Source organism: Asaia bogorensis (genome assembly GCF_900465345.1).
GTDB lineage: Bacteria > Pseudomonadota > Alphaproteobacteria > Acetobacterales > Acetobacteraceae > Asaia > Asaia bogorensis_A.
The window spans coordinates 232,968-245,777 of the sequence record NZ_UEGO01000001.1 but is presented as its reverse complement, the minus strand read 5'-3'; the positions used below and the strand labels follow the sequence as shown (position 1 = coordinate 245,777).

The 12,810-nt window shown below is 59.9% G+C and carries 9 protein-coding genes and 1 tRNA gene; 6 read left to right on the top strand and 4 right to left on the bottom strand.

Annotated features, from left to right (window positions below; all coding sequences use genetic code 11):
• Positions 1–253 precede the first annotated feature (253 nt).
• From ED655_RS01130 to ED655_RS01120, 3 genes are read right to left on the bottom strand one after another with little or no spacing between them, the layout of a single operon-like run.
• Positions 254–1,105 carry a hypothetical protein gene (locus tag ED655_RS01130; protein WP_122048665.1) on the bottom strand — a complete coding sequence of 284 codons (852 nt, stop codon included), beginning with the start codon at positions 1,103–1,105 and terminating at the stop codon, positions 254–256.
• A complete protein-coding gene (locus tag ED655_RS01125; protein ID WP_023979737.1) occupies positions 1,102–2,109 on the bottom strand; it encodes a ferritin family protein in 1,008 nt (335 codons plus the stop codon). Before ED655_RS01125 ends, ED655_RS01130 begins: the two co-directional genes overlap by 4 nt.
• 18 nt (positions 2,110–2,127) lie before the next feature.
• On the bottom strand, positions 2,128–2,796 hold the full coding sequence (locus ED655_RS01120) for an ATP-dependent Clp protease proteolytic subunit (RefSeq protein WP_023979736.1): 669 nt from the start codon (positions 2,794–2,796) through the stop codon (positions 2,128–2,130).
• A 184-nt stretch (positions 2,797–2,980) separates the two neighbouring features.
• On the opposite strand from ED655_RS01120, the gene ED655_RS01115 reads away from it, so the two are divergent.
• The 6 genes from ED655_RS01115 (at position 2,981) to ED655_RS01090 (ending at position 9,639) form a co-directional block, all read left to right on the top strand.
• Complete coding sequence (locus ED655_RS01115) at positions 2,981–3,994, top strand: hypothetical protein (RefSeq protein ID WP_122048664.1); 1,014 nt, start codon at positions 2,981–2,983, stop codon at positions 3,992–3,994.
• 99 nt (positions 3,995–4,093) lie between these two features.
• The gene (locus ED655_RS01110; RefSeq protein ID WP_062163717.1) at positions 4,094–5,299 is read left to right on the top strand and encodes an LL-diaminopimelate aminotransferase; all 1,206 of its coding nucleotides are present in this window, start codon (positions 4,094–4,096) and stop codon (positions 5,297–5,299) included.
• On the top strand, positions 5,296–6,609 hold the full coding sequence (locus tag ED655_RS01105; protein ID WP_122048663.1) for a homoserine dehydrogenase: 1,314 nt from the start codon (positions 5,296–5,298) through the stop codon (positions 6,607–6,609). The genes ED655_RS01110 and ED655_RS01105 overlap by 4 nt, the downstream gene beginning before the upstream one ends.
• Before the next feature lie 84 nt (positions 6,610–6,693).
• Entirely contained in the window at positions 6,694–7,686 is a 993-nt protein-coding gene (gene glpX, locus ED655_RS01100) for a class II fructose-bisphosphatase (RefSeq protein ID WP_023979732.1), read from the top strand.
• A 21-nt stretch (positions 7,687–7,707) separates the two neighbouring features.
• On the top strand, positions 7,708–9,516 hold the full coding sequence (recJ, locus tag ED655_RS01095) for a single-stranded-DNA-specific exonuclease RecJ (RefSeq protein WP_122048662.1): 1,809 nt from the start codon (positions 7,708–7,710) through the stop codon (positions 9,514–9,516).
• 47 nt (positions 9,517–9,563) lie between these two features.
• Positions 9,564–9,639: transfer RNA gene (locus tag ED655_RS01090), tRNA-Glu, on the top strand.
• Positions 9,640–10,223: 584 nt separating this feature from the next.
• Here the strand turns inward: ED655_RS01090 and ED655_RS01085 are convergent.
• Positions 10,224–12,632, bottom strand: a complete 2,409-nt coding sequence (locus tag ED655_RS01085; RefSeq protein ID WP_240993435.1) for a TonB-dependent receptor — start codon at positions 12,630–12,632, stop codon at positions 10,224–10,226.
• Between the last annotated feature and the right edge of the window lie 178 nt (positions 12,633–12,810).

The window sequence follows — 12,810 nt, the reverse complement described above, 5'->3', positions numbered from 1 at the left end:
TTTTTATTCAATCGTTTGGCCATTCTGGCGATGTCGGTTGGCGTATTGGGGATTGTTCCAATGAAACAGATGGTTCCCATGCGTCCCTCTTCAGCCGTTGTGACTGAAATGGTTTCCTTATGCACATCAAGTCCGACATATAGCAGCTTACTCATGATCTTCTCCGCTAATGGATTGATCGTGTTCTTCTGATGCTATGCCCAACGCAGGAATGGGCTGGATGTCTCTCTAAAGGTCATACGGACTAAGCCTGTTAGCGCGAAAGACCACGCCCTTTATCCCACAGGCGCAACCCGCGCAGCGCCAGATCGGCAATACCGGGCAGCAGGCGAGGCTGCATGAGACCAGGATCGAACGCCGTCATGCGGCGGGCGTTTTCACGATAGCAATCCTCGACAAAGCCCCGGAACGAGAATCCATCGAGAAACAGATTGGTCTGGGTGACGGCAAAATCGCGCCCGTCATTGGGCTCCTGCCCACGTTTCACCATCCCAAGCAGGCGGCTGAGCGCGCGGATATAGAAACGCAGCGATTTGGCGGAACGCCTTGCGCGGCCAAGGCCGCGACGCTTTTCTCGCCAAGCCATATAGTTGATGAAGAAAACGATGTGCCGTGTTTCCTCGAACATCAGGATGTCGAAGATCTCGAACATCTTCTCGGGCAGGAACTGCGACTGGCGTGCGCTCTTGAAGGCGCCAAAGCCGAGAAAGGCGTCCAGACACTCACCAAAACCGAAATCGATGAAGGCTTTTTCCAGATCGGCCGGGAATTTCTCGAGCGGCTGCTTCTGGGCATCAAGACCGTAACGCTCAATCATGACACGAATCAGATCGGCATGACGCGCCTCTTCATAGCCCTGGAGCCGTACTGCCTCCTTGACCTCGGGATCAATGATCTGGGGCGTAAAGGCATCGACGATAGCGCCGGCCCGGCGCTCGGTGTGATACACCTCCTGCCAGAACGGTACAGCGCGGAGCCGGGTCAGTTCCTCCTCTGTCAACTCGGGCCATGGCAGGGTTTCCGGGTCGAAGACCTGATGGGTGTCGATGAATTGCTGACAGAAATAATGCTTATGGGCTTCTGACCCCGGCTCAATCACACTCATGCAGGCGCGTGCTGCTCCTTATGCCCCAGGCGGGCGCGCACAGCCCCCGATGCTTTTCCCCACAGACGATAGGCAGCCAGCCCGGTCTTGACGAGCGTGGGTGTGGTGGTGGGGCGCAGCAGACGGTGGTCGTAACCAGAGAAGCGGCGGTCATTTTCATCAAGGCAAAGCTGCATCAGCTCTGGCACCTTGATGTCCATGTCCGTCATGTCCTTGGCGCCGGTCACGGTGAAATTATTGTCCTGCGTGTGCTCGTTGCCCTCGGCATCGATCGAACGGGCCAAATCCATGCGCTCATAGGCGAGGAACGCCCAGACACCCAGAACACGTGCTTCAAAAACAGGGCGCTTCCACCACGGCATGGTGGCGCGATGCCAGGCCAGCCAGTTGGCGAAAAGCAGGATATGGCGACACTCTTCCTGCATCACAGGCTCGAACGTCTCGATCAGTTCCATGGGGAACAGACCGGCACGCTCGGCAAGGGCAAACAGACCGAAGGCAAAGAAGCTATCCACACATTCTGAGAAACCGGTCACCAGATACGCCCACTCGGTATCTTTCGGCTCGATATAGGGCGGCTCGGGAGCCATCGGGATGTTGTAGGCTTCAACAAGCTTGGAGAGCACCTCCTTGTGGCGGTTCTCCTCCCAGGCATTGCGACGCAGAGCGTCCTTCATGTCGGGATCGTCGATCATGTCGGCATAGGCCGCCATGCGCAGGCGAGCCTTGCCTTCGGTCTGCACCGCAATATCCCAGATCGGCAGCGAGGTGATGCGATGCAGGGTCTGCGGGTCGAGCTTGGGCCACTCGATGACCGAAGGCTTGTAAGGGTTGAACGTCTCCCTGAACATGTCGGCCACAGCGCGCTTGTGTTCCTCGGTGCCCGGCTTGAGCGGGCCGGGAATGGCGCTGCTCCAGTGACGGGCTTCGAAATCGGCCTTGGCCAGGGTCTTGTCTGACGGCGCATCGGGAAGATGGCTGTAGAGTTGTTCAAGACGTGACATGAGAGAGACTTCCTCTTCTTATTCCTTGATATCGCTCATCTTACTGATGACGCGCGAGACGAGACCATAGGCAATGGCCTCTTCTGCCGACATCCAGTGATTGCGGTCCGTGTCCTTGGCGATCTTCTCGTAGGACTGACCGGTTTCACGAGCAAACAGTCGGTTCAGGCGCTCGCGCATCTTGATGATTTCGCGGGCCTCGATATCGATATCGGTTGCCGGGCCACGAACGCCGCCCATCGGCTGATGCAGCAGGAAGCGCGTGTTGGGCAGACACAGACGACGCTCGGGGCGACCTGCGGCGAAGATCAGCGCGCCAGCCGATGCCACCCAGCCCGTACCGATCATATTCACGGGAGCGATGGAATCCACAAAGCGGATCATGTCATGAATGGTGTCACCACTCTCGACATGGCCACCCGGTGAATTGACGTAGATATCGATCGGCTTGTCCGAAGCCCCGGCCAGAGCGAGCAGACGACCTGTGACATCACGGGCCACCTTGTCGTTGATGCCGCCAAAGATCAGCACCTTGCGCTGCTCGAACAGCTTGCCCTCGATTTCGGTACCGGGAGCCTTTTCTGCGGGCTCCTTGGTCTCCGGAGAGTCGGGGTTCTGTGTATCGGGATCTTCATCATCGAGACGTGGTGCGATACGGAAGATGTCCTGAGGCGTCGTGCCACGCATTATGGTGTTCCTATGTCCATACAGCCTGTTCATCCCTTCTATGTTGCGCTTGATGGGCGGCCCTCACAAGAGCCCCGCCAATTTTTGCTGGGGATCAGGCATCTCGCCACGAGGGGCAGGAACGGTTAGGGTGGCGCGAGCGCGGTGAAACCGGACAAGAAATTCATAAGGTCGATCGGAAGAGATGCAGAAAACAGGCTGGCTGCAAAAAGGCCTTGTCGTGACAGGCATGGCGTCGCTCGCAATGCCCCTGGCCGCCTGCGGTCACAGAGACGCCGTCGATACGGTCGGTAACTGGTATCATCAATATCAGGGTGGTGAGATTGCCAAGCAGCGTCCCCCTGCACCGGGGGCTCACGGCAACTACCCCCATGTCGGACTGACCCCGACCGCCCAAGTCGACCTGCCCAGTGCCCCGGCCCGACAGGCCCTGACGGACAAACTGACGCTCCAGCGCAATCTCAGCCAGCATCTTGCCGTGGCTGACGGCCCACTCATCATCCCGGCGCCCCCACCACCGCCGCAGCCCAAACCGCGCCCCGCTGGCGATGACAGTGGCTCATCAATGAGCGTCGTGGCGCCCGGTCAGACACCGCCGGCAACACCAGCACCGGCCTCCGCAACAACACCGGCGGCTGCACCGGCACCCGCACCGGTTGCTTCACCAGCTCCCAAGCCTCCGGCTGCCAAACCGGCAGCGAAGAAGGCCGCGCCCGCTGAAACAGCGCCGCCCGAGGCCGCTCTGCCAGAAGTCACACGCTTTGCGCCGCCGCCGATCAAACCGGGCGAGCTACCGCAGATCGGTGATCTTCCGCCCCAGGCGCCACGTTTTCCCGGCTTCGATATCCCGCGCGATGCCGCCCTGCCGGACATTGCACCGCCCTCTTATGACCTGACCGAGCCCCATGGCACGCTGATCCGCTTCAAGCAGGCGTCCGACCAGATCGCGAATGGCCAGGACAGCACGATCGGCAAATTCCTGGGCACGCGTGGCCCTCATGACGTGGTCTATGTGAAGGGTTTTGGCGAAATCACGTCATTCCGCCCTGAAGAGCAGGTTATTGGCATCAAGCTCGGCCTGTTGCGCGCGCGCGTGGTGGCACAGACCCTGATTCTGCACGGCGTCCCCGCATCGGATATCCGTCTGAGCGCCGGCGCGCTGGGTCGTGGCGCGAGAATTGACCGCTCGCCTTACTGAGGACGGTTCACCCGGTTCTGGAAACAGGTTAGTGAAGATTGTCGGAGTCGCCCTGACTCCGGTAATTTTATTTCAACCCTGTGCCCCCGAGCCGAAAAAATGACCGAAGAGTTTCACCGTATCCGTCGCCTGCCGCCCTATGTCTTTGCCGAGGTAAACAAGGCCAAGGCCGCGGCCCGAGCGCATGGTGAAGACATCATCGATCTGGGCATGGGCAACCCCGACAGCCCCACACCGCCCCATATCGTCAAGAAGCTTGTCGAGACCGTGGCCGACCCGCGCAGCCATCGCTACTCGGTCAGCCGTGGTATTCCCGGTCTGCGTCGCGCCCTGGCGGGGTATTATGAACGCCGCTTCGGAGTGGATCTGAACCCCGAGACCGAAGTCATCGCGACCCTGGGCTCGAAGGAAGGTCTGGCCAATCTGTCCTCGGCCATTACCAGCCCCGGCGACACGATTCTGGTGCCGAATCCGTCCTACCCCATTCATCAGTTTGGCTTCATCATTGCGGGCGCCTCGGTACGCTCCATCCCCGCCACGCCGGATGAGGACATGCTGCGCGCGCTTGAGCGGGCTGTGCGCCATTCCGTCCCCAAGCCAACCGCGCTCATCGTGAACTTTCCGTCCAACCCGACGGCCTTCACGGCATCGCTCGATTTCTACAAGGAACTGGTCGCTTTCGCCCGTCGCGAGCAGATCTGGATCCTGTCCGATCTGGCCTATTGCGAAATCTATTTCGGCGATGAGCCGCCGCCGTCGATCCTGCAGGTGCCGGGCGCCAAGGACATCGCGGTCGAGTTCACCTCACTCTCCAAGACCTATTCCATGGCCGGATGGCGCATGGGTTTTGCCGCTGGCAACCCGCATCTGATCCAGGCCCTCACACGCATCAAATCCTATCTCGATTACGGCGCCTTCACCCCCATTCAGGTGGCGGCCGTCGCGGCCCTGAGCGGCCCGCAGGATTGCGTGGCCGAAATTCGGGACATGTACCGCGAACGTCGCGACGTGCTGATCCGCGGGCTGCATGCTGCGGGTTGGGACGTCCCCTCTCCCCAGGGCTCGATGTTCGCCTGGGCGCCTATCCCGGAGCGCTTCGCCGAAATGGGCAGCGTCGATTTCAGCAAGCTATTGCTGAAAGAGGCCGGTGTGGCCGTGGCCCCGGGTCTGGGCTTTGGTGAATATGGCGAGGGCTTCGTTCGTATCGGTCTTGTCGAGAACACGCAGCGCCTGCGTCAGGCTACGCGTGCCATCAAGACCTTCCTCAACAAACACGGCGTCAAACAGGCAGAGGCAGTTTCGTGAACGGTCAAACACTTCATCTTGGTATTGCTGGTCTTGGCACGGTCGGGGCTGGCGTGGTGCGCCTTCTGCGTGAGAACGCCCAGGCCATTACTGCCCGTGCCGGTCGGACCATCGAGGTGGTCGCTGTCTCGGCCCGCGATCGCACCCGCGACCGTGGCGTCGATCTTGCCGGTCTGACCTGGCATCATGACCCCATCGCGCTGGCCAGCGACCCGAAGGTCGATGTGGTGCTGGAACTGATTGGCGGCGCAGAGGGCTCAGCCCGTACGCTGGTCGAAACCGCCCTGAAGGCTGGCAAGCCGGTCGTAACCGCCAACAAGGCCCTGCTTGCCATTCATGGTGCGGCTCTGGCTACGCTGGCACGCGAGAACAACACCTCCCTGCTGTTCGAGGCCTCGGTGGCAGGCGGCATCCCGGCTATCAAGCTCGTGCGTGAGGGTCTGGCGGCCGATAATCTGGTGCGCGTTGGCGGCATCCTGAACGGCACCTGCAACTACATCCTGACCGCAATGCGCGAGTCGGGTCGTGATTTCGGCGATATTCTCGCCGAGGCGCAGGCTCTTGGATATGCCGAATCCGACCCTTCCACTGATGTCGATGGCTGGGACGCCGCCCACAAGCTCGCCATACTTGCCGGCCTTGCCTTTGGTCAGCCGGTGCAGTTCGACAGCCTGCATGTCGAGGGAATCCGCAACATCGCCGCGTGCGATCAGGCCTTTGCCCGTGAGATGGGATACCGCATCAAGCTGCTGGGCAGTGCGCGCCGTGATGAACAGGGCACCATCGAGGCCTCCATGCGCCCGTGCATGGTGCCGCAATCCGCTCCGATCGCGAATGTGGACGGCGTTTTCAATGCCGTCCTGACCGAAGGTGCCTTCAGCGGTCCGATGCTGATCGAAGGCCGTGGTGCAGGCGCAGGACCGACCGCCAGCGCCGTAATGGCGGATGTGATCGATCTCGCCCGGGGAACAGCCCTGCCCGTATGGGGGATGGACCCACGGCCCGAAATCGCCTGCGCCCCGCGCGAAAACCTGGCCGGGCAGTATTATCTGCGCCTCTTTGTGCAGGATCGCCCCGGCGTGGTGGCCGATATCACGGCGGCCCTGCGCGACTACGGCGTATCCCTGCGCGCCCTCTCGCAACATGCGGCGGAGGAGGCCGGAAAAGCGGCTTCTTCACAGACGGTTGTTCCCCTGGCGCTTGTCACACATGAAACCAGCGAGGCGGCCATGCTTTCCGTCCTGACGGCCCTCGAGCCCCTGGAAACTGTCGTCGGCACACCGCTGCTCATGAAAATCGAGACTGTGTGATGTGGCAAAGGCGGCACATCCCGGCATAACAGGGCGTGTCGCAATTCCGGCTCAGCTGGATAGAGTACAGATAGGATATACCGGATGCCTTTCTCTCCTAAGTATAAAGTGACGGATCGCAACCTCGCGCTCGAACTCGTGCGCGTGACAGAAGCTGCGGCCATCTCGTCATCGGCCTGGACTGGCCGTGGGGAAAAGAACGAGGCTGACGGTGCAGCCGTCCAAGCCATGCGGGCCGCTTTCGACACCGTCGCGATCGAGGGTACGGTCGTGATCGGCGAGGGCGAGATGGACGAAGCCCCGATGCTCTATATCGGCGAAAAGGTGGGCGCCGGCGGTCCCAAGATGGACATCGCCGTCGACCCGCTTGAAGGCACCAATCTCTGCGCCAAGGACATGCCGAACGCCATGACGATGGTGGCACTGGCCGAGAGCGGTAACTTCCTCCATGCGCCTGACATCTACATGCAGAAGCTGGTGGTGGGCCCGAACCTGCCGGACGATCTGATCGATATCGACGCCCCAATCGAAACCACGCTGCGTGACCTTGCCAAGGCCAAGGGCAAGGATATCTCCTCGCTCACCATGTGTGCCCTCGACCGCGAACGTCATGAGGAACTGATTGCCCGCGCCCGTGAAGCCGGTGCACGCGTCATGCTGCTGACCGATGGCGACGTTGCTGCCGCCATCGCGGCCTGTATGGATGAAAGCCGTGTGGACATCTATGCGGGTTCGGGTGGCGCGCCGGAAGGTGTTCTGGCTGCTGCAGCCGTGCGCTGCGTGGGTGGCCAGATGCAGGGCCGCCTGATGTTCGAGGATGAGAGCCAGATCGAGCGCGCCCGCTCGATGGATCCGGGCAATGACCCGACGCGCAAGCTCGGCCTGCATGATATGGCCCGTGGCGACGTACTGTTCTCGGCCACCGGTGTCACGACCGGAACATTGCTGCGCGGCGTGCGCTTCTACGGCCCGACCGTTGCCCGCACCCACTCCATCGTCATGCGCTCCAAATCTGCCACGGTGCGCTTCATTGAAGGGCGGCACAATTTCACCACCAAGACGTGGGCAGGTCACTGATACCACCCTATAAAGGAGCGTATGTCTGACGCTCCCACGATCATCGCTTCGCCAGAACCGGTTCTTTCTGTCCATGAAAGTGGCAGTCAGCGTTCCTGGGTCTGGCGCGATGACAGGCTGGCCAGCGGTGATGGTCGCATCGCCCTGGCCATCGCGCAACGCGCTGCCATTCCCGAATTACTGGCCCGCATCCTGCATAGCCGCGGGGTCGATGCCGCCCGTATTCCTGCTTTCCTCGACCCGAAACTGCGCGACTGGCTGCCAGACCCGTCCTGCCTGACAGGCATGAATGACGCTGCCCTGCGACTGGCCAACGCCGTCAAGGCGGGTGAGACCATTGGCGTCTTCGGGGATTACGATGTGGACGGCGCCTGCGGCACCACCCTCCTGACCGAAACGCTTCGCGAGCTGGGGTGTCCGGTCTTTTTCCATATTCCCGACCGGCAGAAAGAGGGTTATGGCCCCAACGGGCCAGCCCTTGAAGGCCTGCGCACCAAAGGGGCGAGCCTGCTTATCTGTGTCGATTGCGGGACGGCCACCGTTGATCTGCTCACCAGCCTCAAAGCGGGTGGTGATATTATCGTGCTGGACCATCACAAGCCAGACGGGGCAATTCTGCCTGACTGTCTGGTGGTCAACCCCAACCGCCTCGATTGCGAGTCGGGGCTGGGGCATCTTTGCGCCACGAGCGTCGCCTTCCTTACGCTGATTGCTACCTGCCGGACGTTGCGCGCGTCGGGCTGGTTTGACGCGCATGAGGAGCCTGCCCTGCTGCGCAAGCTCGATCTGGTGGCACTGGCCACAATCTGCGATGTGATGCCCCTGCGCGACCTCAACCGCGCTTTCGTCGCCCAAGGCCTGCGCGTAATGGGCCGTGGCGAGCGGCTGGGCCTATCCACCCTGGCCTCCGTGGCAGGGGTGAAAGAGACAGCCAGCGCCATGGCCTGTGGCTTTGCCATCGGGCCACGAATCAATGCGGGCGGCCGTATTGCGCAAGCCGAACTCGGGGTAAAGCTGCTCCTGAGCGACGATGCGTTCGAGGCCCGGGCGCTGGCCGAAAAACTCGATGAAATCAACCGGCAGCGCCAGACTGTCGAGGCAGATATCCTCAACGAGGCCTATGCCCAGGCCGAAGCGCAGCTGGAGGGGGGTCACGCAGCCCTGTTCCTGCATGGCGAGGACTGGCATCCGGGTGTTGTAGGTATCGTCGCCAGTCGTGTCCGTGAGCGTTGCAACAGGCCTGTGCTGGTTGGCGCTCTTCAGGATGGCAGGATCAAGGGCTCGGCCCGCTCTGTGCCGGGCATCGACCTTGGGGCGGCTGTGATCAACGCCTGCCAGTCGGGGTTGCTGCTTACCGGTGGCGGTCACGCCATGGCGGCCGGGTTCTCTCTGGACGCAGCAAGAGCAGCTGAATTTCACCAGTTCCTCGACGAGGCGCTTGCCCAGGCCAGACTCCGCCCGCGCCACGACTCACTGTGCATAGACGGCGTACTGACCCTTCGCGGGGCAACGACAGAAATTGCTGCACAGCTGGCACGCCTCGGCCCCTTCGGGGCTGGCCATGAAGAGCCGGTCATTGCCATCAGCCGCGTTCGTGCCGTCAAGACCGAACGTATCGGGCGCGATGGCAACACGCTGCGTGTCATCCTGCAGGGCGAGGATGGCGGCAGGCTGCGTGGTCTGGTCTTTCGCGCCGCAGACAAGGCGTTCGCTGCCCTGCTGGAAGACCGGGCTATGCCGGTGCTTCACGTGGCGGGGCAACTGCGCTGCGAGCAGTGGAACGGTCAGGATATGCTGAGCTTTTTTATTTTGGACGCTGCCACGATTTAGGGTTGACCCCCATCCGGGGGTGGGATAATCAGCCGCTCACGCCTCCAGTCCCGTTCGTCTAGAGGCCTAGGACACCGCCCTTTCACGGCGGTAACACGGGTTCGAATCCCGTACGGGACACCACGGCATTAACCGCAGTTTTCTGCGGGATGCAGCCGGTCAGAAGCGAAATCCTGATTTACCATATCGTTGATTTTGAGCCATCCCTGAGCCAATCGGGAAAATATGGTTCTCTGGTATCAGGGGCTTCGCATGAGCGAATCTGCAAGAGCAGGCATCGATCCGGCTACAGGTAAACCGCTTCCTGGAGGGGGATGGTCAATATCTGGCCCGCAAGCTGGTCGGCGGCAAACGCCTGACGAAGACCCCTGCATCCTCAGCTCTGGCTCGTCGCTAACTTACTGAAACGCGTGCCAAGGTCGATCTATGCCGGTTCAAGGACACATCCTCCCTCGACAAGACACCCCTCAGTCGATTGGGCGCGCGCCTGATGAAGCGTTTCATGGCATGTCGACACCATCAGGTCCGGGGCGAACTCCGGACCTGATGGCCAATAGCGACAGCCACGTCGTCAAACAGGCGGCATGACAACAACCGGCTATAGCTTATCAAGCCCACAAAACTGTCCGAACGGACGGGTCCACCTCTATCTGTCTCGCAACGAATGTATCGTGCGAACTGTCAATACTGATCCTAGGCATGTCCAATCAGAAATTCGCGCTAATCGAGCCGAAGGCCATGCGTGGCGCGCCGATCAGGAAAGACTGGTAGGATAATGCGCCATTCGCAATGTTGAGTGGATTCCCGTTTTCTCCCATTGTTGCGATGTAATGCGTGTTCTGCAGATTGGTGACGCTCAGCGAAAGGGTCAGATCCTTCAGGGGATGCAGGCTCCGCTTGATCGCGCCGATATGGGTAAGATTATACTGAATCCCCAGATTGGAGAGCCAATAGGACGGCACCTTGACATCGCCCGTATAGCTGAAGTTGCGCTTACTGTTGAAACTCGCATCGACATAGGCAGTCAGACCCTGCCAGTCATAGGAGAGGCGGGTTTTGTACATATAGCGTGGATAATTGACGATCTGCGCGCCCTTGAGATGGTAGACCGTTCCGGCCTCGTTGATATTCTGGTCGTAGGTCGCATGGTCATAGCTGAAGCTGTTGGTGAAGACGAGATTACGCACCGGCATGATGGTCAGTGCTGTATCGACACCATTCATCGTGACCCCACCGACATTCGAGACAGTGGAAATGGGGTTTACGGAAGAGCCCGAAGTGACCTGCTGGAGCCGGTTGTTGAAGTTCGTGCGATACCCATAGATCGAGAGCCCTGCATACTGGCTTGAATAACGATACCCCGCCGCATAGGTCCAGGCCGTCTCGGGCCTGAACGAGGATTTGCCCTGATCGAATGCCGTTTGTGTCACGGCAAAAGGAGAGGCACAAAGCTTGTAACCGCATTGCGCATAGGTATGAACGTTTTCCGAAATATCGAAGAACAATTCATGATGCGTGAGGAAATGCCAGTCTGCACTGATATGCGGCAGGAATGCCTCAGCCGTGGTCAGACCGACGCCACTCGCGAGCTGTGTGGTCGGTGAATAATAATCCGGATTGGCATAGCCATTGCCCACGCGTGTGGTGCTCAGCACGGATTTGAAACCGAAATGGAGTGCCAGATGCTCAATGGGACGATACGTGTCCTGTACGAAGGCCGTGAAAGTATTCGTGCTGTAGTCCTGGTTGAAAATCTTCGCAAAGGGATGCTTCCAGTAATCCAGCGGATTGGGTAGCTTCTCGGTTAGCTGGCCATTCACGATGTTGGGCATCTGAAACACATATTCGGGTGACTGGTAGCTGTTGTTCTCATACCAGACACCGCCGCCCAGCGTGTTGTCGTGAGTTTCATACTGCACACGCGAGAAAAACCCGAGACGCTTTATACCCGGCGCCTTGCGCAATTCGGAAAGCGGTGAGCCATTTGGCGAGGGATAATAGGGCGTGGTCCAGGTCGCCTGATTGGTCTCTCCATGACCATAGACCGTACTATCCCACAGCAAGTGATCCGTGAGTTGCAGATGCGCCCGCATGCCCCCCAGATAATCGGCGCTGTTGAGGGTCGCATCGTAATAGGCCGAATCCTCAGGATCCTCCAGTCCGGCAAAGGAAGAAGGAAAAATTCCGTTCGCTGCATTAATGGCCGCCTGGAGTCCACTCTGCTTGCCATTATAATAATTGGCCACTTTGTAGCCGACCTTCTGGATAACCTCAGGTGAGGTATCAGGCGTCGAGAACTGATGCTCATCGGCCCAGTCGAAATAGGTCGAGAAATAGCTCTCCTGCCCGAGAGGCTGCACCAGTTTGGCGTTGACCTGCTGGATGAACTGATCACCCGTACCCTTCCAGATCTGGCCGTCCTGCCGACTATAAGAGGTATAGAACCGTGTACCGGTCCGATTGAGATCGCCGCTGTCGAAGCGGAGGAAGGTATGGTAATTGGCGTAGCTGCCGAAACCCTGATTGATTGTCCCGCCCAGCTTGTGCGCCGGGTCGCGTGATATATAAGCCAGCGATCCGCCGAGATTACTGGTCGAGGCCACATCCTCAGCACCAGCGGACTGGGAGATATCGATGCGGGAGATATTCTCCGCCGAAATCGCAAGCAGTGTATTCAGACCATTGTAATTACGAAGGGACTGCTCACCCAGCGGCATACCATCCAGCGTGAAACCGATTTCCTGCTGCTGAAAGCCGTGCATGAAAAGCTGCTGCGACCAGATATCGACACCCTGGGGCTCGGCAGACTGGAACATGATGCCTGGCAATTGCGATAGTACCTTGAGAGGGTTCGTGCCGGCTGGAGCCTGAGACAGGAGCTTCTGGCTTACAGTCACGAGGGCGCCACGCGTGATATGCTTGGCCTTGACGTCGAACGTCTCGGAAGTCGAGCTGAGGTAAACCGCCGATTTACCAACGGCCTGAGGCGTGACCGCCGCCACTTTTGCACGAGTGGCAGGCGGTAAGGTCGCGGTTCCTGCCTTCGCCTTCGTGCCATGCGCTGAAGCGGGCTTGGTCTGTGCCATGGCATGCGGGGCTGCGGCAGAGACGAGCATGGTCGAGATCAGACAAAGTTTTGAAAACGAAATGATCCGCATGATGAGTCACCGTCGCGCTATGCTGGCGGCTCGCGGCCGAAGACGGGCGAGCTGCACTCGAAGGAGGAAGGGCCTGCCCCGGAAAAGGCTGACCATGACGCAACGCTAAGATGTATATACGAGTATGGTCAACTAA